Source organism: Flavobacterium sp., assembly GCF_041911335.1.
In the GTDB taxonomy this organism is placed as follows: Bacteria; Bacteroidota; Bacteroidia; order Flavobacteriales; family Flavobacteriaceae; genus Flavobacterium.
Window position 1 is genome coordinate 12,408 of the sequence record NZ_JAYRPD010000024.1, and the last position, 26,538, is coordinate 38,945.

Genomic DNA, 26,538 nt, shown 5'->3' on the forward strand with positions numbered 1-26,538 from the left:
TAATAATGAATTAAAATGCAACATGTTTTTAAAATTTTGTAAAAAAAAAATAATTCTATGTTAAAATCATTTCTCTTACAACGTTTTATGCTAAGTTTTATTATAAAAAATTAGAATAAAATGAATATTTTTTTTCTCTTTGTAATATATATATGTTATTTGCGTTTTATTGCTGATGAAAAAGACTCTATTATTTTTGTTTTTATTTTATTTTGCGTTTGCTACTGCTCAGCAATCGGAAAAAGTTACGATTAATTGGAAATCGAATTCAGATTATAATATAGGTGAAACTACTATTAAAGTTCCGCAGTTTGATTTAGAGTTTTATAATTTGGATATTCCTTTGAAGAAAATTCAGTTTAGAAAGATTGTTTCTGTTTCAGCTGCCACTAATTCTTCAAGTCTTGTTATTTCAAATTTGATGTATCAAACTATTCAAGAAGCTGAGCTTTACGATTTAAATAAATCTTTAATTCCAAATAAAATTCAAGCTTCTTTAGAAGTTGTTCGTGCTCGCGATGATTATAAAGGATTGTTGATTGTAAGTCCTATCATAAAAGAAGGTGGCGTTTATAAAAAAATCCTGTCTTTTTCTTATTCTTACCAAAACAATTTGTCAAGCAGAAATCAAAGTTCAAATTTTGTCCAATCGATTTCTAATTCTGTTTTGGCTACAGGAAGTTGGTATCGTTTTTATGTTGAGAAATCTGGTATTTATAAAATTTCGAAATCGTTTCTTCAAAGTTTAGGTTTCAATGTAAATGTAGATCCAAGAAATATCAAGATTTATGGAAATGGAGGAAGAATGTTGCCTTTGAATAATTCCTTGTCTTATTCGGATGATTTAGTGGAAAATGCCATTCAGTTTTCGGGTGAAGATGACGGTGTTTTTGATAACAATGACTATATTTTATTTTATGCTGAAGGAATAGATACATGGAATACAGAAAGTTTGACAAGTTTAAATTTGTTTGCAGATAAATCGTATTATTATGTTACTTCTTCAGGTGGCGCAAGTAAAAGAATTCAATTAGCCACAGAGCCATCAGGAGCACCAACTTTTACTTTTTCTAAATTTGATGATGTTTTATATTATGAGAAGGACCTGGTAAACGTTGGTAAAGTAGGTAGAAGATGGTTTGGTGAACAATTCAATATTACAAATGAACAAACTTTTGATTTTACAATTCCTAATCTTGATAACATTACTCCTGTTTCTATTTATGTAAACACGGCATCAAAATCTTTTGGAAATTCTTCATTTGCTTGTAAGGTGAATAATCAGGATTTTGGAACCATAAACTTTCCAGCATTAGTTGCTTTTAGTGGTGTTGAAGGTTATGAGTCGGCAATTAATAATACTATTTCTTTGTCTTCAAATACTATTAGTCTTAAATTAACTTATAATAATGGTGGCGTTCCTAGTTCGAATGGGTATTTAGATTTTATCAAAATTTCTTCAAAGCGAAATTTGGTCGGTTATGGTAAGCAGTTTTCCTTTTTCAATAATGACGAATTGAGTAATGTTGGAATTGGGCAATATACAATTACATCTGCTACTAATATTCCACAGGTTTGGGATGTGACGGATTTATCAAATGTGATCAAATACGAAAATACTTCTGGAGCTACTTTTGCCTTCAAGGTAAATCTTGGTAATCAGAAAAAGTATGTAGCGCTTGATTTGTCAGATACTTATACTCCTTTAAAAGAAGGAAATAGTGTGGTTCAAAACCAAAATTTAAAAGGTACAATTTTTAATAATAATCAAGGTAATTTTCAAGATATCGATTATTTAATCATAACTCCTCAATTCTTAATTACTCAAGCAGAACGTTTGGCTGATTTTCATAGAAATAATTCTGGATTAAGTGTTCGTGTTGTTACATTAGAAAAAATCTATCAAGAATTTTCATCCGGTAAACAAGATATAGCGGCTATTCGTAATTTAATTAAGTATGTCTATTGGAATGCTTCTGCTCCTGATAAAAGAGTGAAGTATGTTAATTTGTTTGGAGATGCTTCTTATGACTACAAAAGCAGACTTTTTAGTAACACTAACATTGTTCCTGTTTTTCATGGGTTTAATCCTTTTTCTTCTGACATTAATAATATTTCCAACATGTCCTTGTATTCGTCTTTTATGTCTGACGACTTTTTTGGTTTAATGGATGCTGGAGAAGGGCAAATGTTAGGAGGTTTTGATGGTATTGATATTGCTGTTGGACGTATGTTGGTTTCTAATTTGAATCAGGCAAAAGAAATGGTGGATAAAGTTGTAGAGTATTATGATGAGAAATCTTATGGTAGATGGCGAAATAATTATGTTATTTATTCTGATGATGCTGATAATGATACCGATGCAACGTTGCAATTTGGGTTAGACAATTTAGCAAATACACTTACTGCTCAAAAGCCTTTTGTTAATGTAAAAAAAATACATACCGATGCCTATATTCAGCAAGTAGCCGCTGGTGGTGAGCGTTATCCTGAGGCTAAAAATGATTTCTTAGATGCCTTAGAGCAAGGATCGTTAGTGTTTAATTATTTTGGACATGGAAACGAAGAATCATTAGCAAGAGAACGTTTGTTTGAAAAATTAGATGCTCAAAATTTAACCAATCGATACCGATATCCGCTTTTTATCACAATAACTTGTGAATTTACACGTTTTGATGATCCAAACCGTTTTACTGGTGGTGAATATATGTATTGGAATAAGAGTGGAGGCGCTATTGGTTTAATTGCAACTACGCGTCAAATTGGAGTTACAACAGGGTTTGTGATGAATAATTTATTGAGTGAAGATTTGTATGCTTTTGGTTCCAATAATTATCCGACGATTGCCGAAGCTTTGCGTTTAACAAAATTAGACACAGGTTCAGATAATAGAAGAGTTGTATTTTTTATTGGAGATCCGGCATTAAAGTTGGCAATTCCAAGACCGAGAGTAGTTTTAACAAAGGTAAATGATGTTCCTACAAGTCAACCATTACCGGTGCTTCAAGCGCTTAGTTTGACAAAAATTAATGGTGAGGTAAGAGATGAAAATGATGTATTGATGTCAAACTATAATGGTGATTTAGCGGTTCAGATTTTTGATAAAGACATCAATCGTACAACACTTGGAAATAACGGTGTGACGAATTCAAGCGGTTTGATAACTATGAATTTTGTTACTTTAGGAGAAACTGTTTTTAGAGGAAATGCATCTGTTGTAAATGGTCAGTTTGAGTTTAGTTTTGTGGTGCCTCAAGATATTAGAGTTCCGGTTGGAAATGGTAAAATTAGTTTTTATGCAAAACGCGATGTCCCAAATCTTGATAATCAAACAGGTTATGATAAAACAATCCAAATAGGAGGGGTTAACGTAAATGCTCCTAGTGACAGCAATCCGCCAACGGTTCGTTTGCATATGAATGATGAAGGTTTTGTTTCGGGTGGAATTACAAATTGTTCTCCAATATTGTTGGCCTTTTTGGAGGATGAAAATGGGATTAATACAGCAAGTGGAATTGGTCATGATATTGTGGCTATTTTAGATGGAGATGAATCAAATCCATACGTGTTGAATGAATATTATGAAACGGAAAATGATGATTATACTTCGGGAAGATTACGATTTCCGTTCCGAAATTTAACGCCTGGCATGCATACCATTTTGTTCAAAGCTTGGGATGTATATAATAATTTGGTAACGGCTGAAATTCAATTTAATGCAGTTTGTTCGGATGACGGTTTGCGTATTGAAAAAGTGTTGAATTACCCAAATCCATTCGTGAGTTACACCGAATTTTGGTTCAATCATAATATGCCATTTGAGCCTTTAGATGTTCAAGTTCAAATTTTAACAGTTTCGGGGAAATTGGTTAAAACAATAAATCAACAAGTAACTACAGACGGATTCTTGTGTAGAGAAGTTACTTGGGATGGAAGAGATGATTTTGGAGATAAAATTGGTAAGGGTGTTTATGTTTACAAACTCACAGTTAGATCAGCTACGACAGGTAAATCTGCAGAAAAATATGAGAAACTTGTAATCCTGTAATAAAATACTATATTTGTCAAATTAATATTAATGAAAAAAATGAAAAAAATTGCTTTATTATTAACCGTTTTGGTGGTTAGTCAATATGCAAAAGCACAAGACCGAGTTATTACAACTGGAGTTCCATTCTTACTTATAGCAGCTGATGCACGTTCTGCAGGTATGGCTGATATGGGTGTAGCTACTTCTGCGGATGCTTTTTCACAACAATACAATCCAGCTAAATATGCTTTTTCGTTAGATAAACAAGGTTTCTCAGTAAGTTATACGCCTTATTTAGCAAGTATTGCAAATGATATTTCGTTGGGTCAATTAACATACTATAATAAAATTAATGAGCGTAGTGCGTTTGCAGGTTCGTTTCGTTATTTTGGTTTAGGTGATATTGAATTGAGAAATTCGTTTGATGATACACCAAGAACAGTTAATCCAAATGAATTGGCAATTGATGGTTCTTACTCATTAAAATTAAGTGAGCGCTTTTCAATGGCAGTTGGAGGAAGATTTATTCGTTCAGCATTAAGAGTTCCAGATTTAAATAACGATGTTTCAGCAGCTACAACTTTTGCAGTAGATATTGCCGCTTATTATCAATCTGAAGAAATAGCCTATGATGATTTTAACGGAAGATGGAGAGGTGGTTTTAATTTGCAAAACTTAGGACCTAAAATTAGCTACGATAAAGATGATTTAAATGATAATTTCTTGCCAGCAAACTTACGTTTAGGTGGAGGTTTTGATTTTATTTTTGATGAATACAACAAAATTGGAGTAACAGCTGAGGTGACAAAATTATTAGTTCCAACTCCTAAGGTTGGGTATAATGGAGCAACTTATAGTGGTGAAGATGTAAATGGTGATGGTGTTGTAGATGTTGATGATTTTAATCAGGCAAGAGAAGAATATAGAACAACTAGTTGGATTAGTGGTATTTTTAAATCTTTTGGTGATGCGCCAGATGGTTTCTCAGAAGAATTAAAAGAATTTACATGGGCTTTAGGAGCTGAATATTGGTACCAAGACTCATTTGCATTACGAATGGGTTATTTTAATGAAAATGAATTAAAAGGAGCAAGAAAGTATTTTACCTTAGGAGCTGGATTTAAATACAACATTGTTAAAATCGATGTGTCGTATTTGTTCTCTGCCTCAAAAGTTAAAAACCCATTGGAAAACACATTACGTTTCTCGCTTACTTTCAATTTTGGTGATAAATACGATGAACTATAATTTTTAAAATAAATTAATAAACAATCCAAATTCTTATTTTAGAATTTGGATTTTTTTTCCTAACATATGAAGCAAATTTCAATAAACACTACCATTTCGGTATTATCAAAAGATGAATTATCGCAAGAAGAAACAAGTTTAATGTCTCAAGCATTTGAAGCAAGAAGTAAAGCCTATGCGCCTTATTCTAAATTTACTGTAGGAGCAGCCATTCTTTTAGATAACGGAATCGTAGTTCAAGGTTCGAATCAAGAAAATGCAGCTTATCCTTCAGGTTTGTGTGCTGAGCGCGTTGCTATTTATTATGCAGGAGCTACTTATCCAAATGCAAAAATTGTGAAAATGTTTATCACAGCATCTCCTCAAGATAGGGATTTGGAAGAGCCAATTCCGCCATGTGGAAGCTGTAGACAAGCTATTGCTGAGTACGAGTTCAAACAAGATACACCAATCGCTATTTTCTTTATGGGAGCAAAAGGAGATATTTATAAATCAGATTCGTTGAAAAATATCTTACCATTAGTTTTCGATAAGAATCATCTATAACGATTTCGTAACTTTTTTTATCGATTTTGTTATAAAAAATACAAAAATCGTAGAATTTAATTTTTTCAATCAGGTTCTATGTAGTATTTTTGCTGTTCGTAAAATTGAGATTGATAAATAAAGTCTTTCGCAATTCAATTGTATTAAAAAAACAAACAAAAATGAAACCAATTACAAGAGAAGTTTACCTAAAATGGTATGAAGATATGCTGTTTTGGAGAAAGTTTGAAGATAAACTTGCCGCTGTTTATATCCAACAAAAAGTTAGAGGATTTTTGCATTTATATAATGGGCAAGAAGCTGTTTTAGCTGGAGCTTTACATGCAATGGACTTGTCTAAAGATAAAATGATTACCGCTTACCGTAACCACGTTCAGCCAATTGGAATGGGTGTAGATCCAAGAAAAGTTATGGCAGAATTGTACGGAAAAGTAACAGGTACTTCAAAAGGTATGGGTGGATCGATGCATATTTTCTCTAAAGAACATGGTTTTTATGGAGGACACGGTATCGTTGGAGCGCAAATTCCAGTAGGAGCAGGTATTGCTTTTGCAGATAAATATTTTGAAACTGGAGGTGTTACCTTAACTTATTTTGGTGATGGTGCCGCACGTCAAGGTTCTTTACATGAAGCTTTTAATATGGCAATGAATTGGAAATTACCAGTGGTTTTCATTTGTGAAAATAACGGATATGCGATGGGAACTTCTGTTGAAAGAACTGCTAATCACACAGATATTTGGAAACTTGGATTAGGTTACGAAATGCCTTGTGGACCAGTTGACGGAATGAATCCAGTAAAAGTAGCAGAAGCAATGCACGAAGCAATGGAAAGAGCTCGTCGTGGTGATGGACCAACTTTCTTAGAAATGAAAACATACCGTTACAGAGGACACTCTATGTCTGATGCGCAATTATACAGAACGAAAGAGGAAGTGGAAGAATACAAAAAAATCGACCCAATTACTCAAGTTTTAGATATTATTAAAGAAAATAACTATGCTACAGAAGCTGAAATCGAAGCAATTGATCAAAGAGTAGCTGATTTAGTGACTGAATGTGAGAAATTCGCTGAAGAATCTCCATTCCCAGAAGCACAACAGTTATATGATGTAGTGTACGAACAAGAAAATTATCCTTTCATTCCACATAAATTATAAGAACTATGGCACAAATTATAACAATGCCCCGTTTGAGTGATACGATGACCGAAGGAGTTGTAGCAACTTGGTTGAAAAAAGTGGGTGATACAATCAAAACAGGTGATATTTTAGCCGAAATTGAAACGGATAAAGCTACAATGGAATTCGAATCTTTCCACGACGGTGTTTTATTACACATCGGAATTCAAGAAGGACAATCTGCTCCAGTAGATTCTTTATTAGCGATTATTGGAACAGCTGGCGAAGATATTTCTGCTTTATTAAGTGGTGGAACAACAACTGAAACTAAAGAAGAAAAGGTTGTAGAGGAAACTAAAACTGTCACATCGAGCGCAGTCGAGATGCCAGCTGGTGTAAAAGTAGTAACGATGCCTCGTTTGTCAGATACAATGACAACAGGAACCGTTGCAACTTGGTTAAAGAAAGTTGGAGATACTGTAAAAGAAGGTGATATATTAGCTGAAATCGAAACGGATAAAGCTACGATGGAATTCGAATCTTTTAATGCAGGAACGTTATTATATATCGGAGTTCAAGAAGGTGATTCTGCTCCAGTAGATACAATTTTAGCAATTTTAGGTCCAGCAGGAACTGATGTTTCAGGAATTGCAGCTAACTACAAAGTAGGTGCAGTTGTTGAAGCTCCAAAAACTGAAGAAGTAAAAGCAGTTGCTCAAGATGTTGCTGTTGTAGAACAAACTACTTCAGGTAGAGTTTTCGCTTCTCCATTAGCTAAAAAAATTGCCCAAGACAAAGGAATCAACTTGTCTCAAGTAAAAGGTTCTGGTGAAAATGGAAGAATTGTAAAATCGGATGTGGAGAATTTCTCTCCATCTGGAGTTGCAACCCCAGCACAAGCGGTTGCAGAAGCTACAAATGCCGTTACAGCAGTTAAACCATTTGTTCCAGCAGGAGAAGTATTCCAAGAAGAAATCAAAAATTCGCAAATGCGTAAAACCATTGCGAGACGATTATCAGAATCTAAATTTACAGCACCTCATTACTATTTAACAATTGAGTTAGATATGGACAATGCAATTGCTTCAAGAAATATGATTAACGGATTACCAGATACGAAAGTTTCTTTCAACGATATGGTAATCAAAGCGAGTGCGATGGCATTGAAAAAACATCCACAAGTAAATTCACAATGGAGAGAAGATGCTATGGTAATCAATCACCACGTGAATATTGGTGTTGCTGTTGCTGTTGAAGACGGTTTAATGGTTCCAGTATTGAAATTTACAGACCAAATGAGTTTAACTCAAATTGGTGCAAATGTGAAAGACTTAGCTGGAAAAGCAAAATCTAAAAAAATTCAACCAGCAGAAATGGAAGGAAGCACATTCACGATCTCTAATTTAGGAATGTTCGGAATTCAATCGTTTACATCGATTATCAATCAACCAAATTCAGCTATTTTATCTGTTGGTGCAATTGTTGAAAAACCAGTAGTTAAAAATGGTCAAATAGTAGTTGGAAACACTATGACAGTTACTTTAGCTTGCGATCACAGAACAGTGGACGGAGCAACAGGAGCTCAATTTTTACAAACGTTCAAAGCGTTTATGGAAAATCCAGTAACAATGTTAGCCTAATAAGTGTTAAATTTATCATACAAAATCCCGATTTACTCGGGATTTTTTTATTTTTACTTAAAACTAAAAACTATGAAAAAAATCGTATTCCTAATTTCTTTTGTTGGATTGTCATTGAATGCACAAACCAATGTTACTTCTAAGAATATTTCTAATGTAAATTATCAAGTTGCAGAAGAAAATGTAATTAAAACTTTGTCTTATTTGACTTCTGATGAACTAGAAGGAAGAGATTCGGGTAGTGAAGGAATTGAAAAGGCTGCGGTTTATTTAGAAAATCTATTAAAAGAAAACGGAATAAAACCGTATTTTAAAACTTATCGTGATACGTTATCAAATTTTGACAAACCTGCGTTTAATATTGTAGGCTATATCGAAGGAACAGATAAAAAATTAAAAAATGAATTTGTGGTAATCGGAGCGCATTATGATCATATCGGAATGTTACAAAATGGTGTGAATGGTGATGTGATTGTAAATGGTGCAAACGACAACGCAACAGGAACCACGGCGGTTACAGAAGTAGCTAAATATTTTGCGAAATTCAAAAATAACAAGCGAAGTGTACTTTTTGTATTCTTTTCTGCCGAGGAAAAAGGTCTTTTAGGGTCAAAGCATTTGGCTGCTAAATTGAAAGAACAAAAAATGGATTTGTATTTCATGTTCAATTTTGAAATGATTGGAGTGCCAATGAAAGACAAAGGAATGGATTTCTATCTAACAGGTTTCGGAAAATCCAACATGGCGACTACAATTAACGAATATGCAGGAGAAAAGTTAGTGGGTTATTTACCAATTGAAACCAAATACATGCTATTCAGAGCTTCTGATAATTATCCGTTTTTTACCGAATTTAATGTTCCGGCTCAAACCGTTTCAACATTTGATTTTGAAAATTTCGAATTTTATCACCAACCAGATGATGAGTTTGAATTGATGGATACGAAACATATGACCAACGTGATTTCAAAAACAATTCCAGTTTTAGAAAAAATGATTAATGCGCCTAAAAAAGAAATCAAATTAAATGAAAAATAAAAACATCATCATCACTGGAACTTCTCGTGGAATAGGTTTTGAATTAGCCTTGCAATTTGCTAATGCAGGTCATCAAGTATTGGCTATTTCTAGAAAAACACCAAAAGACTTAATCGAAAATCCAAGCATTACGTGTTTGTCAATTGATATTTCAAATCCAGAAGAGTTACTTCAAGTGGAAAATTTTATCAATCGAACATGGAAAAAAGTAGATGTTTTAATTCACAACGCTGGAAGTTTGTTGCATAAACCGTTTACACAAATAAGTTCAGAGGAATTTCAAAACATATATAAAGTCAATGTTTTTGCTGTTGCCGAATTGACAAAAATCTGTATTCCATTCATGGAAAAAGGAAGTCATGTAGTGACGATTAGTTCGATGGGAGGCATTCAAGGAAGTATGAAATTCGCTGGTTTAGCAGCTTATTCATCAAGCAAAGGTGCCGTGATTACGTTGTCCGAATTGTTAGCTGAAGAATACAAAGAACAAGGAATTGCTTTCAATGTTTTAGCACTTGGAGCGGTTAATACCGAAATGTTACAAGAAGCTTTTCCAGGTTACGAAGCGCCACTTTCAGCTAAAGAAATGGCAGATTATATTTTCAATTTTGCTTTAACCGGAAACAAATATTACAACGGAAAAGTATTGCAAGTTTCATCTTCAACGCCTTAAAATTGAGCGACGTATTAAAAAAATACTTACCTGAACATGCGGTTCATCATTGTTTTGAGTTAATCAAAGCGAATCATGTGCATCTTAAAATTGTCAACGAACGCCAAACACGCCATGGCGATTATCGAAAAGATGCACAAGGTTATCATTTGATTACTGTGAATGCGAGTTTAAATAAATACCGATTTTTAATTACTCTGATTCACGAGATTGCTCATTTGGTTGCTTTTGAAAAATATGGTCGACTTATAAAACCGCACGGACAAGAATGGAAACTCACTTTTCAGCGTTTGATGGTGCCTTTTATTCGTCCTGAAATTTTTCCGCATCAATTGTTGCCACTACTAGCCAAACATTTTAGAAATCCAAAAGCGAGTAGTGATACCGATGCAAAATTAGCCATCGCTTTAAAGCAATTTGACCAAAAAGAAACCGATAAAAATTATATCTTTGAAATTCCAATGGGAAGTCATTTTAGAATTCACAATGGAAAAATTTTCAAAAAAATTGCATTACGAGTAAAACGATACGAATGTTTGGAAATAAGTTCTGGACGCTTGTATTTGTTTCAACCTAATGCCGAAGTAGAATTGTTGCCAAATTAGAAAGCAATAAAAAATCTTTCAAAAAAAAATGAACAAAAATTATTACGCAATATTAATGGCTGGTGGCGTTGGTTCTCGTTTTTGGCCAGTGAGTACAGCCGAGTTTCCTAAGCAATTTCACGATATGTTAGGAACGGGTGAAACATTGATTCAAAAAACGTTTACTCGTTTGTCGCAAATTATTCCAAAAGAAAATATTTTAATTCTAACACATGAAGATTATAATAGCATAGTTTTGGAGCAGTTGCCAATGGTAAAACAAGAGCAAATTATTCTTGAACCAGTAATGCGAAATACCGCACCTTGTATTTTGTATGCTTCATTGAAAATTAAAAAGCAAAATCCAGATGCTATAATGGTTGTGGCACCTTCAGATCATTGGATTGAAGATGAAATGCAGTTTTGTTCTAATTTGCAACATGCTTTTGATTTTTGTGAGCGCGATGAGAACTTAATGACTTTGGGGATTTTACCAACATTTGCAAACACGGGTTATGGCTACATCGAATTCGATAAATTAGATTCTCGTCCAATTAAAAAAGTAAAACAATTCAGAGAAAAACCTGATTATGCAACCGCAAGAAAGTTTATTCAAAGTAGAAATTTTCTGTGGAACGCAGGAATTTTCGTTTGGAGTGCAAAATCGGTTTTAAAAGCGTATGAAGAGTTTCAACCAGTAATGTATGATCATTTTATGAATGGTTATGAGGCTTTAAATACACCTAAAGAAGAGGCTTTTATCAAAGATAATTATCCATTAGCGCAAAATATTTCGGTGGATTATGCTATTTTGGAAAAAGCGCAAAATGTTTATGTATTACCAGCAACATTCGACTGGAACGATTTAGGAACTTGGGGTTCGTTATACGATAAATTGCCAAAAGACGAACAAGAAAATGCCGTTGTAAATGCATCAGTTTATCTAGAAAATGCAACCAATAATATTATCAGAACTGAAGGTAAAAAACTTGTAGTTATTGATGGTTTAACTGATTACATCATTGTGGATAAAGAAGATGTGTTGTTAATTTATCCAAAAAATAAGGAACAAGATATCAAGCAAATAGTTTCTAAGTTAAAAAGTTAAAAGATGGAAGTTAATGAGGGAAAACCAGATAATTTAGGCGGTGGTATTAGGTTTTTTTTAAAAGAAACTTTCAATATTATTGATGATACTGATGTAAATGCAACTATTGATGATATAAAAGCAGGAGTTCCTATTAAAGGGCAAACGGCTTGGGTTTTGATATTTTCTATTTTGATTGCATCTGCGGGTCTAAATACTAGTTCTACAGCTGTTGTTATTGGTGCCATGCTTATCTCTCCTTTAATGGGTCCAATTATGGGAATAGGACTGTCATTAGGTATAAACGATATTTTCTTACTTCGTAAAGCAGTAAAGAATTTTGGAATAATGGTAGTTCTTAGTTTAATTACCTCATTTTTATATTTTAGCATACCTGTTTTTCAAAATGAAACGCCAGAATTGATTGCAAGAACTGCTCCAGATGTTCGTGATGTTATTATTGCTTTTGCTGGAGGTTTAGCCTTGATTATTGCATTTAGTAGACGTTCAAAGGCAATAACAACAATATCAGGAGTTGCAATTGCAACCGCATTAATGCCGCCATTATGTACAGCAGGTTTTGGTTTAGCAACTGGTAAATGGCATTTTTTTGGAGGTGCTATGTTTTTATTTTCTATAAATACCATTTTTATAGCAACTGCTACTTTTGTAATTGTTCGGTTTCTAAAATTTCCATTTGAGCATTATTTAGACTCGAAAAGAAAAAAAATAATTTCAAATGTAATTTATGTTTCTGCTTTTGTGATTTTAATTCCAAGCGTTTTTTTCTTTTACAAGTTATATAAACAATCAGATTTTAATCAAACAATTAGTCATTTCATTCAAGAACAGAAAGAGAAGAAAGGTGTTTTGATTTTTGATATTGATAAAAATCATTCCAAAAAAGAAATTTCTTTTGCAATTATTGGTAATAAGATTAATGAAAAAGATTTGAATAAATTAAAAACCTTACTTTCTCAAAAGGGATATGGAAATGTTAAAATCAATATCGTTAAAAATTATCAAGAATCAGATAAAAATAAAACATTAAATGAAGACGAGAAAATTTTACTCACTTCGCAGAAAATAGCTAATAATCAATATCCAATAGCGGCCGTTTTTGAAGATATTAGTAAAGAAATTCACGCAATAGATACATGTATTGTTGAAGTTTCTTATGGGAGGATTTTAAAATCTAATTTCGATTCCATTGATACAATTCCTACTTTTTATATAAAGTGGAAAGAAGAAACAATAGATGTTGATTTTAAGAACAACCAAATCCAAAATTGGTTAAGAGTAAAGACAGAAAATCCGAAATTAAAAGTTTTAGCTATTCAATAGCGTCATCTAAGTACATTTTTCGAACACGTTTGAATAACTCAGAAGAATAAACAAAATCCGTAACAGCTTCGTTATCGGTTTTGAATATTTCTTTGTTAGAACCTTCCCATTCTAATAAACCATTTTTTAAGAATACAATTTTTTCTCCAATTTCCATTACCGAATTCATGTCATGTGTATTAATTACTGTGGTAATGTTGTATTCTTGCGTAATTTCCTGAATCAAATTATCAATTACAATTGCTGTTTTTGGGTCTAAGCCCGAATTAGGTTCATCGCAAAAAAGATATTTCGGATTATTTACAATCGCTCTAGCAATCGCCACACGCTTTTGCATTCCGCCCGAAATTTCAGAAGGTCGTTTTTGATGTGCATTAACTAAGTGAACTCTATCAATAACAAAATCAACACGTTCTTTAATCTCCTTAACCGATTTATTCGTAAACATTTTCAAAGGAAACCCAATATTTTCCTCAACGGTCATACTATCAAAAAGCGCACTTCCCTGAAATACCATTCCAATTTCGGTTCTTAACTCACGTCTTTCATCATTTGAAAGTTCCGAATAAATTCTACCATCGAAAGAAATAGTGCCACTATCTGGCGTATGAATTCCTAATAACGATTTTAAGAAAACAGTTTTTCCAGAGCCACTTTGCCCAATAATTAGATTGGTCATTCCAGCTTCAAAACGAGTAGAAACGCCTTTTAAAACCGTTTGTTCGCCAAACTTTTTTATAATGTCTTTTACTTCAATCATTAGCTCAATAGGAGTTGGGTTAATATAAAGTTCATTAAAATAATCACAACTGACGTCCAAACGAAAGAAACTGTACTTGCTTTACCAACTTCCAAAGCGCCACCTTTCATGTAATAACCATGAAATGAAGGTATAGTTGCTAATAGTAAAGCAAAAACAATAGTTTTGATGAAGGCATAAGCAATATGAAACGGTATAAATTCAGCTTGCAATCCAGTGGTGAATTCGAAACTTGTGGTGAAACCTCCATAAACGGCTGCCATCCAACCACCAAAAACACCTAAAAACATACTTAATCCAATAACAAAAGGATATAAAAGTAGTGCGATTATTTTTGGAAAAACCAGATAGTTTAAAGAATTTACTCCCATAACTTCTAATGCATCAATCTGTTCTGTTACACGCATAGTTCCAATACTTGATGTGATGAACGAACCCATTTTTCCGGCCATAATGATGGAAATAAAAGTAGGTGCAAATTCTAATACAACAGATTGACGAGTAGCAAAACCAATTAAATATTTTGGAATTAAAGGGTTTGTTAAGTTTAAAGCAGTTTGAATTGCAACAACTCCACCAACGAAAAAGGATATAAAAGAAACAATTCCTAATGAATCGATAATTAAATCATCAACTTCTTTAAATATTAATTGCCTCATCACCGACCATTTAGTTGGCTTGTTGAAAATTTCTTTCAACATGATGAAATATTTTCCTATTTGCGATAAGTAGCGAATGAGCATCATATTTTTAGTGTTCAGTGAACAGTTTATAGTAAACAGTAAAAGTACTATTTATTTTAACCACACCAATAAAAAAGTTTAACTTGTTTATGGTTTTTATTTTCTCTTTTTTCTTTACAAATTTTTTGCCCTCGCTTAAATTTAAGATTTTTTTCTTCAAATGGAAGTAATCCAATTTCAAATCTTCTTTTGTTTATAGCTTCAAATTTATTAGTATCTTCTGTTTGATGCCATTCATTGTAATATTCGTCTATATTGCTGAATTTAGATTGAAAATCCATTATTTCCGCAAAATGTTCAGAAGTCAAATTTCCTTTAAAAATTTCTTTTTTAAGTCTTTCATTTAACTTATTACTTCTGGGAAAAGAATAGTAATGGATTAATATTAGTTTAGTTCTGTTATTAGTGAAAGCATAATTAAACTCGCTTTTATTTGATACAAACTCTAAATTTATATTTCGTTCACTAGGATAGCCATATTTTTCTATAATTGGTAATAATTTGTCTTCAACAATATTTTTTACAATGCTATCATATTTGTTTGTGTATTTTTCTTTGTTTTTTAAATCAAAATTTGAAAGAGAATCTATATAATATACTTTCCATTTGTTGTCTAATTCTGATAATTTGTTAATGGAATCCAACAAAGGATAATTGATGCTTTTTTTGTATTTTTTATTCGATATTTCAAACTGTGAATTTATATGTTTTTCAAGTTTGTTTACAGTAATAAAGTTTAAAATTAAGGTGTCTTTGGTTAAGTACTCGGGGAGTAAACCTCTTTCAAAGCCTTTTTTTACGATTTTTTTGAAGAAATGCATGTCGTTTTCAATTGCCGCAACCTGCATTGCTGTAAAACAGTTTTTTGCAAGTGGTTTTATATTAATAGAAAAAGCATTTTTGTAATGTTGTAGAGCTTCTGAATAATTGTCTTTTAAAATGAAAGATTCGGCTTGACTTATATGTAGAGAATAATTTATATACGGATTAGATTTATTGTCATTTACATCAAATGAAAATAGAGTTATTAGTGATAATATAAAGATGTATTTCATATTAATAATTAAAACAATTTCTCTTTCATTTTCTTCCAACGATATTTTCTAACAAATTTTGCTTGTTCAGGTGTTACCAACATGGTTTTGTTTTCTCTTTTCGCTTTCCAAAAACCTTTCATATAATCTAGAAATAATAAAGGTTTTCCTTTTCGCATGGCTAATTTTAAAGAAGCAACTGATGTGATGAAAAATCCGTATCCTAAAGTGTAAAATGCTTCACCTTGTTTGAATCTAGCTGCTTGGTTATAGCTAGCGCCGGTTGGTTTTAGATGTTTTACATGTAAACTTTCATCGGTTACGACTTTCCAATGGTAGAATTTACAAAGTAATTCGTCAACGGTATCCCAACCCATTTGTGGTTTTAATCCTCCAATTTGTTTGAAGGTTTCTTTTCTGTAAGCCTTCAAAGCACCGCGAATATGATCTTTATCGGTTAAATTTTCTAAAACCCAATTGCCGTTTTTCTCGATGTAACAAAAGCCACCCGCCATTCCAATTCGTTCATCGGATTGAAAATGTTTGATGATGGTTTCAAAGTAGTTCTTAGGAAAAATCAAATCAGCATCTACTTTTACGATAATGTCATAATTGTCATCAATATTTTTTTCTCCTTCATGAAATGCTTGAATCACTTTACTTCCAGGCAAATGAATCGCATCTGATTTTTTATTCACTAAAGTGATAAACGGATATTTAGAAGCAAATTCAGAAACAATTTCCGGAGTTTTATCGGTAGAATTATCATTCACCACTACAATTTTTGTTGGTAAAACGGTTTGTTCAACTAATGATTGCAAAGTTAAGCTCATAAAAGCTTCTTCATTGTAAGCGGGAATGATAATGTAGTATTTCATTTGTTTGTTACTTACTTATCGCTTTTTATTCTCTCAGCATAAACCAAATAATATCTCGGAGTAAACCATCTCAATAAAGGTCTAAATCCAAATTTTTTTACTGGATGTGTGAATTTTACTCTGTCAACAATTTTAAAACCTGCTTTTTCAAGTAGCCAATCCAATTGCCAATCTTCAAATTCGTGATAATGTCTGTCCCACATATCGGTTTTGCTTCTGTATGCTGTAGAAAACCACAAACGTAAAGGAATCGAAATTAAAATTTTATCCGCTTTTACGTTTTGTAAAACTGTATAAGGATTTAGTAAATGTTCGAAAATTTCAAAACCAGTAAACACATCGTAATTTTCTTTTTGAAGCGCTGATTGGTCGTTGTCAATGTCTTCTCCTTTTGTATTGATAACCGAATAGCCATTGTCTACCATGATTTTTGAAAAAGGATTTGGAACACCTAAATCAAAAATGGTTTCAGAAGTTTTAATGTGTTTTTTTAGAAAATCTAAAGTGATATTGAATCGTTTACTCGGATATGTTTTTTCGTACATTATAAAGTTTGTTTAGCTTCGCTCAGTTCGTCATTGCCTTGAGTCAAGTTTAAAGTTTCAAGTTGAAAACAGTTGGTAAAATTAGCAATTTAACCTGAAACTTGAAACTTGAAACAAAAATTACATTTGATACACAATTGCATTGATATTCATTCCAGAACCAACCGAAGCAAAAATGATAACATCACCTTCATGAAGTTTTTGATTTTCCAATTCGCCTTTCATCATTAAATCGAAAAGTGTAGGCACGGTTGCAACACTAGAATTTCCTAATTTATGAATACTCATTGGCATAATACCTTCTGGTGGAGTTTTTTTGTATTGTTTGAAAAAACGATGAATAATAGCTTCGTCCATTTTTTCATTGGCTTGATGAATCAATACTTTTTTGACTTTTTCTATTGGAACTCCACTTTTTTCTAGACAAGAAGCCATTGCTTTCGGAACGTTACTTAGCGCAAATTCGTAGATTTTTCTTCCGTGCATTTTGATATAGCGTACATCTGGGTCATGGTCTTTATTGAAAGAATTTCCAAAAAACAAATAATAGGCTTCGTCATAAGTAAATGTAGCGGTTTCATGTGCTAAAATTCCGCCTTCATCATCTGTTGCTTCTACAATTGTTGCTCCAGCACCATCGGAATAAATCATGGAATCTCTGTCGTGTAAGTCTACAACTCTTGATAAAGTTTCGGCACCGATTACCAAACATTTCTTAGCCATTCCCGCTTTGATAAAGGCGTAAGCTTGTATAACACCTTCTACCCAGCCAGGGCAACCAAAAAGAATATCATAAGCAACGCATTTTGGATTCTTAATTTTGAGTCCGTGCTTTACCCTAGTGGCTAAACTTGGTAAAATATCCGATTGAATGGCTCCTTTTTTTACATCACCAAAATTGTGTGCTAAAATGATATAATCTAAGGTTTCTCTGTCAATTTTAGCATCTTCAATTGCTTTTTCTGCAGCGATTAATGCAATATCTGAAGTGCATAAATCATCAGACACATAACGTCGTTCATGAATTCCTGTAATTTCTAAAAATTTTTCAGCCACGACATCGTTTGGATGAGGAAACGGAGTTCCGTCATCATTTAAAAAAGTGTGTTGGGCAAAATCGATATTGGAAACTACTTCGGTAGGAATATAGCTTCCTGAACCTGTTATTTTGATATTCATTCTATTGTTTTTTGGTTACTCGAATTTACAAAATATTGTTGTTAATGATTTGGTAACCTATTGGTTTTTACCATTTTTATGAATATCGTAGTAAAATTGGTTTAAAAAAGTGAAATTCTAAAATTAACGCCTTTTAATTGAATTTTATCTGCATTATAGTCGCCATACTCAGCGCTTGTGTTTTCATTTGTTCGGCATATTTACCTGCAAAATGCTCATCAATTGTCGAATTGAAATGGCTTAACCAAATATCAAAGTGTTCCTTTTTGAAAGCATGTTTGTCATGAACGTCTTTATGAATCGAAAACATGTTATTGAAATAACCGCCTTTTAAAAATAAAGATTGTTCCCAAAAAGTTGCTAAAATATCAAAATGTGCTTCTAAATGTTGGTCTACTGAGGTGACTTTGGTAAAGAAAAAATTAATCGAATCATCAGTAAAAAGTTTATCATAAAACTTACGCATGATGAGTAAAATATCTTCTCGGGTTTCGATGTCGCTCATTTTTTGGTAATGGGTTAAAGGTGATGGGTAATGGGTTAAAAAAAGGTTCCAAATTAAAAATTTGAAACCTTTTATATACTTTGTGTTTTCAACTTTGTACTTCGTACTTTGAATTACATATACGCTTCAATTGGTGCACAAGAACAAACTAAATTTCTATCACCATACGCTTCGTCAATACGACGAACTGTAGGCCAAAATTTATTCTCTGCAATGTAATCCAATGGATAAGCAGCTTGCTCTCTTGTGTAAGGAAAAACCCATTCGTTAGCTGTAAGCATTGCTAAAGTATGTGGCGCATTTCTTAAGATGTTATTCTCATCCTCTTTTGTCGAAGCTTCAATTTCTTTACGAATTGAAATCAATGCATCACAAAAACGATCTAATTCAGCTAAATCTTCTGATTCAGTTGGTTCCACCATTAAAGTTCCAGCCACTGGGAAAGAAACCGTTGGTGCATGGAAACCATAATCCATTAAACGTTTTGCAATATCCGTAACTTTGATCCCTTTTTCTTCGAAAGCTCTACAATCTAAAATCATTTCGTGAGCCGCTCTTCCCATTTCTCCTGAATATAAGATTGGATAATGTCCTTCGAAACGTGCTTTCATGTAGTTAGCATTCAAGATAGCATATTTAGTAGCGTTTGTTAATCCCTCAGCACCCATCATTACAATGTAACCATAAGAAATCAAACAAACTAAAGCCGAACCATAAGGTGCTGATGAAATAGCAGTGATAGCTTGACTTCCTCCTGTTGGAATAATTGGATTTGTTGGTAAGAATGGAACTAATTTTTCGTTCACACAAATTGGTCCAACACCAGGTCCGCCACCACCATGAGGAATAGCAAAAGTTTTGTGTAAGTTTAAGTGACAAACATCAGCACCAATTGTAGCAGGATTTGTCAACCCCACTTGTGCATTCATGTTAGCACCGTCCATATATACTAAACCTCCATTTTCGTGTATGATATTTGTGATTTCGATGATAGCACTTTCAAAAACTCCGTGAGTTGATGGATAAGTAACCATTAAACATGATAAATTGTCTTTATGAAGAATTGCTTTTGCTCTTAAATCTTCTACATCGATATTTCCATTATCCATGGTTTTAGTTACGATGATTTCCATTCCTGCCATAGCAGCAGAAGCTGGATTGGTTCCGTGAGCAGAAGCTGGAATCAAACACACATTTCTGTGGTTATCACCTCTTGATTGATGATAAGCACGAATCGCCATCAAACCTGCATATTCACCTTGAGCACCTGAATTTGGTTGTAATGTTGTTCCTTGGAAACCTGTTACGACATTCAATTGTTGCTCTAATTTTTTCAACATGATTTGGTAGCCTTCTGCTTGTTCAACTGGAGCAAAAGGGTGAATGCTGTTCCAGTTTGCCATCGATAAAGGCAACATTTCAGCAGCAGCATTTAATTTCATCGTACAAGAACCTAATGAAATCATCGAATGATTCAATGATAAATCTTTACGTTCTAATTTTTTGATATAACGCATCAATTGCGATTCTGAATGATGGTTGTTGAAAACATCATATTGTAAGAAAGAAGATTTTCTCACTAAGTTTTCAGGAACCATAGTATCATTTGCTAATTGATTTACTGTAAATGTATCTTTTCCAGTAGCTTCAGCAAAAATGGCAATAATTTGATTGATGTCATTTACAGAAGTCGTTTCGTTGAATGAAATCGAAATCGTTTCAGCATCTGGATAGAAGAAGTTTACTTCGTGTTTTTCAGCAATAGCTTTTACCTTTTGAGCATCAACCTTTACTAAAATCGTATCGAAAAAAGCAGAATTCGTTTGGTAAACACCTAATTTATTTAAAGCGTCAGCAGTAGTAACAGCAGAAGCATGAACTTTATCAGCAATATATTGTAAACCTTTTGGTCCATGATACACCGCATACATTCCAGCCATTACTGCTAATAAAACTTGAGCTGTACAAATGTTTGAAGTTGCTTTTTCACGTTTGATATGTTGTTCACGAGTTCCTAACGCCATACGTAACGCACGGTTTCCGTTGGCATCGATAGAAACACCGATGATTCTTCCTGGCATCGAACGTTTGTATTCTTCTTTCGTTGCAAAATAACCTGCATGTGGTCCACCGTAACCCATTGGAATACCAAAACGTTGTGTAGTTCCAACTACAACTGCAGCTCCCATTTCACCTGGAGAAGTTAATTTTGCTAACGATAAAATATCAGCAGCAACCGCTACTTTGATTTCGTTTTCTGCTGCTTTTGCGATAAATCCAGCATAGTCATAAACTTGACCGTATTTTCCAGGATATTGTAAAATTGCTCCGAAGAATTCTGTTGAGAAATCAAAATTTTCATGATTTCCGATTACTAATTCAATGTTTAATGGAGTAGAACGTGTCTGTAAAACCGATAAAGTTTGTGGTAAAATTTCTTCAGAAACGAAGAATTTATTCACATTGTTTTTCTTTTGGTCACGAGTTCTTACATCAAAAAGTAACGCCATTGCTTCTGCAGCAGCGGTTCCTTCATCAAGTAAAGAAGCATTTGCGATTTCCATTCCTGTTAATTCGATAACGGTTGTTTGGAAATTCAAAATTGCTTCTAAACGACCTTGTGCAATTTCTGCTTGATAAGGTGTGTAAGCCGTGTACCATCCTGGGTTTTCAAAAATATTTCTTTGAATAACCGCCGGAACGATAGCTGGGTGATATCCTAAACCAATATATGATTTGAATACTTTGTTTTTCTTTCCTAATTCTTGAATGTGAGTTAAATACTCATACTCAGTCATGGGAGCATCTAAATTTAAGTCGTTTTTTAAACGAATATCATCTGGGATTGTTTCGAAAATTAATTGGTCTAAAGATTCTACACCAACCGTTTTAAACATGTGATTTAAGTCACTTTCATGTGGCCCTAAATGTCTCAAAGCGAATGCATCTGTTCTCATTTATTAAAAATGTGTATGTGTGTTATTATGTGTTGTTTTGGACAACAAAAGTAATTATTAATCTTGTATTTTTTTGTTTTTAAAATGTGAAATTTTGTGATTTTATCAACTAATTTCAAGTCTTATTAACAGATTGATTAATTTTGTTGAATGGTGGTAGTAAAGAAAATTCTCGATTTTTATATCAATAGCAGTTTGCACGTGGCGTTATCGGCATTTGCATTAGTGTTGATGACTCAATATTTCTTTGAGGTTAAGGATGATTTTTCGGTTGCTTTCTTTACTTTTTTTGGAACGGTAGTTGGCTATAATTTTGTGAAGTATGACGCCATTGCAAGATTAAACAAAACCGATATCAAAAAAGAACTTAAAGTTATCGTTTTTTTGAGTTTTACTTCTTTGTTGGCCTGTTTTTATTTTTTCTTGCAATTGCGATGGGCAACTAAACTTAGTGCCTTTGCTTTTTTTGGGCTAACACTTTTATACACATTGCCTTTTTTTCCTAACAAACAAAATGCCCGAAATTGGAAAGGCGTAAAAATCTACATCGTAGGAATTACGTGGGTAGGAGTAACCGTGATTTTGCCTTTGGTGGAAGCTGAAATTCCCTTTTCGAAGGATGTATTCTTGATGGCTTTACAACGATTCTTACTTATTTTTTCTATGGTTTTGGTGTTTGATATTGTTGATGTTAAACAAGATGATATCCATTTGCAAACTGTTCCGCAGAAAATAGGAGTGGAACCGACTAAAAAATTGGGTTATGTTTTGCTGTTATTGCTCTTGATTTCTGAATTTTTCTATACGAATAACCATCACTTTTTGCCCTTCTTTTTTAAGCTTTTGGTATGTGGAACGATTGCTATTTTTCTCTTTTTTGCTAATGAAAATCGTTCGAGATATTACGCATCATTTTGGTTAGAAAGCGTTCCGATTTTGTGGTGGTTGGTGTTGGTGGTTTTCTAAGCATATTTATATCTCTTTTCAAAGACTTCATTTCTATGGTATTCTAAATATTCTAATCTTTTTGCATTTATGAATCTATTATCTAAAGAATAATTTGAAATAAAATCTTTTACATCTTGTTTTAAGTGACTTGCGAAAATGATTTCGCCATTATCACTAAATGTTATATAACCTAAATCAAATAACGAATCAATATTTCTACTCAATAATATTCCATTATTTGGATCGTAAGCTTCATCTTCATTTGATTTAATAAATGGTTTTATATGACTAGCAATTAAAGTTGGATAAGATATTTGTTCAACCATACATTTTTCATCTTCATATATAGAAAAGCTTTCTTCTTTAAGTTGATTTTTATAAATCAAATGCAAATAGGGATTTCTTTTTCTTGTAGTTATTTCAAGATTTTCACCAAAAATTTGTTTTGCATCTTCTGTAAAATACAATTCGTTGTTTACAAAAACTATGTCATCAAGTTTTTGTAATAGATTTGTTAAATACCCAATTTGATTGTATTTTCTTTCGATGAAATTAATATGATTAGCCATTATTACATAGTGGTTTAATTCAATTCTTGTCAAATAACCTTTTTTTATATCATCGATATCAACTAACATTAATGCAATAATGTCTTCTTTTGATAATTTACCAACTTCAACTAAAGTATTAATTAAAAAATTTAACTGATGTAATTTGGAATCATCATTTATTGATTTATTAAAACTCGAATAAGAATAAACAATTTTTGATAGAATAGTATTTCTTTTACGATTCGTTCTTGCACTCAAATATTCTATAGATTCTTTTTGATAAGAAGCTAAAAATGAATTAATAAACCCCATTTTTACTAATTGATTTATAGCTTTTCTAATTGAAATTAATTCAATTCCAATGGCTTCTTGAATTCTTAATTGTAATCTTGTATATTTGTCAGGGCTGTATGCTTCTCTTTTAAATTCATCAATAAAATCAATGCAAATTTTCAATGTAGTTAAAAATTTATCTCCATTGTAATCTGTAAAAGCATTTGTTAGACTCCAATATTCCTCATAATTCTGCTCGTTCATATGATAATTCTTGTTTTGATGTTATATTTGAGTTTTCTACAATAAATAAATATTCCATATTTACTTTTTTGTTTTCTTTTCCTGTAATTTTATAAACGTGTGGTTTTTCAACTAATTTAATATTGTTTGAATATTTTTCTAAAAGTTCAACAAGTTGTTCTTTACTTGGATACGATGAGTTGTTGTAGCTTAAATACCAATATTTGAAATTATTTAATTTTGAAAATAGTTTATCAAATAATTCAATTGAAGTTTTTTTATCAATAAAATTATTTTCAAAAGGTTTTAATTTTTTTCCAACGATATATTCATCTAGCATACCATAAAAGCCAAAATAATTATTCATAGTTCCTGTATATGGAGGATCTAAATAAATTATATCAGCTTCAACAGAATCAATCACATTAAAAACATCATTATTTATTGATAAATTTTCTTTGCTATTATCAAAAATTGCTCTGTTATATTCACTTACATTTTCAATAAAATGGGATTTAAAAGATTGATTATGATAAGCTCTTTTTCTTTTATACTTTTCATAACTATACTTTTCATCTCTTAATTGTACAATTTTATCCCAATTGATATTAAAACGAGAATAAGGCATTTTACGAACCATCGCTCGACGCATTAATATTAAAGCTAAAGCTTTTTTGTATTCTGAATCTAATTTTTCTATATTTTCTCTATATAAGTCAAGTTCTTTACATTCATTTGGAAAAAAATATACTTCAGAGTATTCTTTGAACATAAAGCCTTCTTTCGGTTCTCCCGAAAATATTAATTCTACATCTTCATAAGACAGTTTTGTAGAGTTATTTTCAATTAAAGCTTTAGAAAGTAAATAGTTTATTTCTAAAATATCATTAGAAATTACTTTCAATCCTTTCATTTTAGACTGATAACTTACAGAACTTCCGCCTGAAAAAGCATCAAAAACACTTTCGGCATCTTTTGGAAAATAATCTGTTATCCATTTAGCAATTTTTTCTTTGTTGCCAATGAAATTTATTTTAGGAAATTTGTTCATCATTTTTCATCATTTTTTTAATAGTTAATGCAATTTCCTTTGCTAAAATTGGAGGAACTGAATTTCCAACTTGTTGTTGTTGAGAAATTGTAGAACCTTTAAATATAAAATCTAACGGAAAAGTTTGCAGAGTCGCTAACTCTCTAACCGTCAATGCTCGGTTTTGTGAATAATGAAATATTTTTCTCATATCACCAGTTACACAAACCGCAGGTTCTGTACTCTTGTATCTTATATATTTTCTGACATCACCACTTTTTGGTCTTATTAATTCTGGAATTTCGTTCCTATTTCCTCCATCTGAAACATATTTCATTTTTTCAAGCATTTGCTCTGAATGTTTCATAGAAATATGATTAGGAATTTTTGATTTTTCGCCAGATTTAAGTTTAGGAAGTTTGTCAATAGCTTCTTTTATTGAAATCGGTTTATCTACTGTTTTTGTTGGAAAAACAATATTATTGGAAATTCTATTTCCAATAAATAAAACTCTATTTCTAACTTGAGGAATTCCAAAATCTGCAGTATTTACAACTTTGCAATCAACGTTGTAATTCATTTTTTTGAAAAGCTCAATAATTTCTTTTTTTGTTTCTCCTTTATTGTGGGTAAAAAGTCTAGCAACATTTTCCATAACAAAGTAACTAGGTTGAACTATTTCAACTATTCTGGCAAATTCTCTAAATAATTGATTTCTTGAATCATCAATAAATTTTCTTCCGATATTTCCTGCCATACTGAAACCTTGGCAAGGAGGACCGCCAATTATTACATCAATAATTTGATTTCCAATTAATGATTTTATTTCTTCATTGGAAAGTTTGGATATATCTTTTTGAATAAGATTATGTTTTGGAAAATTTGTTTTATAAGTTTCACAAAAGCTAGGTTCAATATCCACTGAAAAAATATTATTGAATCCAGCTTGGTCAAAACCTAATGACATTCCACCAGCACCCGAAAATAGATCAATGTAATTTATTTCGTTTCTCATAAATCTAAATTTATTTGTTTAGTATTTATTGAACGAAGGTATTTTACTTTTTCTTCTGCTACTAGTAATATTTCTTCTGAACAATTAGAATCATATATTTTTCGAGCAATGAAATCTCCAAAATATTCTTTTTTTAATTCGTCAATTTCAATTTTGAAAGTATCAGATAATAATACTAATCTCTTTTCATCAAAATCTCTTTTGCCATTTTCAATTTTACTTAAGTTTGCTGAATCTAAATCTAATTTAGCTGCAAGCTGCGTTAGTGTCAAATTATTTTCAACACGTAACTTTTTTATAAAACTACCAAAACTTTCCTTCATGCGACTTTTATTTATTGACTTGTCAGTATTTGACAACAAATATAAGAAAAAAATATGAAAAAAAATAAACCGAAGAAAAAAACTTCGGTTTATATTAAATTGAATCACTACCGTCCGAAAGTTTAATTTTTAAAAGTGCCTGAGAATGATTTATTTTGAAAAAACTTTCAAAAATTTTCAAACATGTCACTCTTCAGGCGTTCCAAAAATACAAATAAACCTATACTTGGGCAAATATTATCA

The 26,538-nt window shown here is 32.1% G+C and carries 23 protein-coding genes; 11 read left to right on the forward strand and 12 right to left on the reverse strand.

Annotated features, from left to right (window positions below):
- Positions 1-175: 175 nt before the first annotated feature.
- The 10 genes from porU (at position 176) to ACE3PD_RS03035 (ending at position 13,311) form a co-directional block, all read left to right on the forward strand.
- A complete protein-coding gene (gene porU, locus ACE3PD_RS02990) occupies positions 176-4,048 on the forward strand; it encodes a type IX secretion system sortase PorU (RefSeq protein ID WP_374399395.1) in 3,873 nt (1,290 codons plus the stop codon).
- 39 nt (positions 4,049-4,087) lie between these two features.
- Positions 4,088-5,278 carry a type IX secretion system outer membrane channel protein PorV gene (porV, locus tag ACE3PD_RS02995; RefSeq protein WP_374399396.1) on the forward strand — a complete coding sequence of 397 codons (1,191 nt, stop codon included), beginning with the start codon at positions 4,088-4,090 and terminating at the stop codon, positions 5,276-5,278.
- A 66-nt stretch (positions 5,279-5,344) separates the two neighbouring features.
- Complete coding sequence (locus tag ACE3PD_RS03000; RefSeq protein WP_194095329.1) at positions 5,345-5,824, forward strand: cytidine deaminase; 480 nt, start codon at positions 5,345-5,347, stop codon at positions 5,822-5,824.
- 161 nt (positions 5,825-5,985) lie between these two features.
- Positions 5,986-6,984, forward strand: a complete 999-nt coding sequence (gene pdhA / locus ACE3PD_RS03005; protein WP_374399399.1) for a pyruvate dehydrogenase (acetyl-transferring) E1 component subunit alpha — start codon at positions 5,986-5,988, stop codon at positions 6,982-6,984.
- 5 nt (positions 6,985-6,989) lie between these two features.
- Positions 6,990-8,585 (forward strand): 2-oxo acid dehydrogenase subunit E2, encoded by a 1,596-nt coding sequence (locus tag ACE3PD_RS03010; RefSeq protein ID WP_374399401.1) that lies wholly within the window; start codon positions 6,990-6,992, stop codon positions 8,583-8,585.
- A 72-nt stretch (positions 8,586-8,657) separates the two neighbouring features.
- The gene (locus ACE3PD_RS03015; RefSeq protein WP_374399403.1) at positions 8,658-9,623 is read left to right on the forward strand and encodes a M20/M25/M40 family metallo-hydrolase; all 966 of its coding nucleotides are present in this window, start codon (positions 8,658-8,660) and stop codon (positions 9,621-9,623) included.
- Complete coding sequence (locus ACE3PD_RS03020; protein ID WP_374399405.1) at positions 9,613-10,296, forward strand: SDR family NAD(P)-dependent oxidoreductase; 684 nt, start codon at positions 9,613-9,615, stop codon at positions 10,294-10,296. Before ACE3PD_RS03015 ends, ACE3PD_RS03020 begins: the two co-directional genes overlap by 11 nt.
- A gap of 2 nt (positions 10,297-10,298) precedes the next feature.
- Positions 10,299-10,901, forward strand: coding sequence for a SprT-like domain-containing protein (locus ACE3PD_RS03025; protein ID WP_374399407.1), 603 nt, complete (start codon positions 10,299-10,301; stop codon positions 10,899-10,901).
- A gap of 28 nt (positions 10,902-10,929) precedes the next feature.
- A complete protein-coding gene (locus ACE3PD_RS03030; RefSeq protein WP_374399409.1) occupies positions 10,930-11,988 on the forward strand; it encodes a mannose-1-phosphate guanylyltransferase in 1,059 nt (352 codons plus the stop codon).
- Between the two features lie 3 nt (positions 11,989-11,991).
- Positions 11,992-13,311: a DUF389 domain-containing protein gene (locus ACE3PD_RS03035; protein ID WP_374399411.1), complete on the forward strand. Its 1,320-nt coding sequence runs from the start codon at positions 11,992-11,994 to the stop codon at positions 13,309-13,311.
- Here the strand turns inward: ACE3PD_RS03035 and ACE3PD_RS03040 are convergent.
- The 8 genes from ACE3PD_RS03040 to gcvP all read right to left on the reverse strand — a co-directional run bounded on the left by ACE3PD_RS03040 (position 13,301) and on the right by gcvP (position 21,912).
- Positions 13,301-14,071: an ABC transporter ATP-binding protein gene (locus ACE3PD_RS03040; RefSeq protein WP_374399413.1), complete on the reverse strand. Its 771-nt coding sequence runs from the start codon at positions 14,069-14,071 to the stop codon at positions 13,301-13,303. The two genes, ACE3PD_RS03035 and ACE3PD_RS03040, sit on opposite strands and share 11 nt — an antisense overlap.
- On the reverse strand, positions 14,071-14,817 hold the full coding sequence (locus tag ACE3PD_RS03045) for an MlaE family ABC transporter permease (RefSeq protein ID WP_374399415.1): 747 nt from the start codon (positions 14,815-14,817) through the stop codon (positions 14,071-14,073). Before ACE3PD_RS03045 ends, ACE3PD_RS03040 begins: the two co-directional genes overlap by 1 nt.
- A 53-nt stretch (positions 14,818-14,870) precedes the next feature.
- The gene (locus ACE3PD_RS03050; RefSeq protein ID WP_374399417.1) at positions 14,871-15,908 is read right to left on the reverse strand and encodes a hypothetical protein; all 1,038 of its coding nucleotides are present in this window, start codon (positions 15,906-15,908) and stop codon (positions 14,871-14,873) included.
- A complete protein-coding gene (locus ACE3PD_RS03055) occupies positions 15,878-16,726 on the reverse strand; it encodes a glycosyltransferase family 2 protein (RefSeq protein WP_374399419.1) in 849 nt (282 codons plus the stop codon). The genes ACE3PD_RS03050 and ACE3PD_RS03055 overlap by 31 nt, the downstream gene beginning before the upstream one ends.
- Positions 16,727-16,737: 11 nt before the next feature.
- Complete coding sequence (locus tag ACE3PD_RS03060; RefSeq protein ID WP_374399421.1) at positions 16,738-17,271, reverse strand: methyltransferase; 534 nt, start codon at positions 17,269-17,271, stop codon at positions 16,738-16,740.
- A 120-nt stretch (positions 17,272-17,391) separates the two neighbouring features.
- Positions 17,392-18,450, reverse strand: coding sequence for a 3-oxoacyl-ACP synthase III family protein (locus ACE3PD_RS03065; protein ID WP_374399423.1), 1,059 nt, complete (start codon positions 18,448-18,450; stop codon positions 17,392-17,394).
- 133 nt (positions 18,451-18,583) lie between these two features.
- Positions 18,584-18,955 (reverse strand): group III truncated hemoglobin, encoded by a 372-nt coding sequence (locus ACE3PD_RS03070; protein WP_374399425.1) that lies wholly within the window; start codon positions 18,953-18,955, stop codon positions 18,584-18,586.
- Positions 18,956-19,068: 113 nt separating this feature from the next.
- On the reverse strand, positions 19,069-21,912 hold the full coding sequence (gcvP, locus tag ACE3PD_RS03075) for an aminomethyl-transferring glycine dehydrogenase (protein WP_374399427.1): 2,844 nt from the start codon (positions 21,910-21,912) through the stop codon (positions 19,069-19,071).
- 150 nt (positions 21,913-22,062) lie between these two features.
- On the opposite strand from gcvP, the gene ACE3PD_RS03080 reads away from it, so the two are divergent.
- The gene (locus tag ACE3PD_RS03080; RefSeq protein WP_374399429.1) at positions 22,063-22,878 is read left to right on the forward strand and encodes a hypothetical protein; all 816 of its coding nucleotides are present in this window, start codon (positions 22,063-22,065) and stop codon (positions 22,876-22,878) included.
- Here ACE3PD_RS03080 and ACE3PD_RS03085 read toward each other — a convergent pair.
- Genes ACE3PD_RS03085 through ACE3PD_RS03100 form a run of 4 tightly spaced genes read right to left on the reverse strand, consistent with a single transcriptional unit; the run spans position 22,875 to position 26,295 of the window.
- On the reverse strand, positions 22,875-23,948 hold the full coding sequence (locus ACE3PD_RS03085; RefSeq protein WP_374399431.1) for an HNH endonuclease: 1,074 nt from the start codon (positions 23,946-23,948) through the stop codon (positions 22,875-22,877). The two genes, ACE3PD_RS03080 and ACE3PD_RS03085, sit on opposite strands and share 4 nt — an antisense overlap.
- Entirely contained in the window at positions 23,929-24,981 is a 1,053-nt protein-coding gene (locus tag ACE3PD_RS03090) for a DNA adenine methylase (protein WP_374399433.1), read from the reverse strand. The genes ACE3PD_RS03085 and ACE3PD_RS03090 overlap by 20 nt, the downstream gene beginning before the upstream one ends.
- Positions 24,962-25,972, reverse strand: coding sequence for a DNA cytosine methyltransferase (locus ACE3PD_RS03095; RefSeq protein ID WP_374399435.1), 1,011 nt, complete (start codon positions 25,970-25,972; stop codon positions 24,962-24,964). The genes ACE3PD_RS03090 and ACE3PD_RS03095 overlap by 20 nt, the downstream gene beginning before the upstream one ends.
- Positions 25,969-26,295, reverse strand: a complete 327-nt coding sequence (locus tag ACE3PD_RS03100) for a helix-turn-helix transcriptional regulator (RefSeq protein ID WP_310558064.1) — start codon at positions 26,293-26,295, stop codon at positions 25,969-25,971. Before ACE3PD_RS03100 ends, ACE3PD_RS03095 begins: the two co-directional genes overlap by 4 nt.
- Positions 26,296-26,538: the final 243 nt, after the last annotated feature.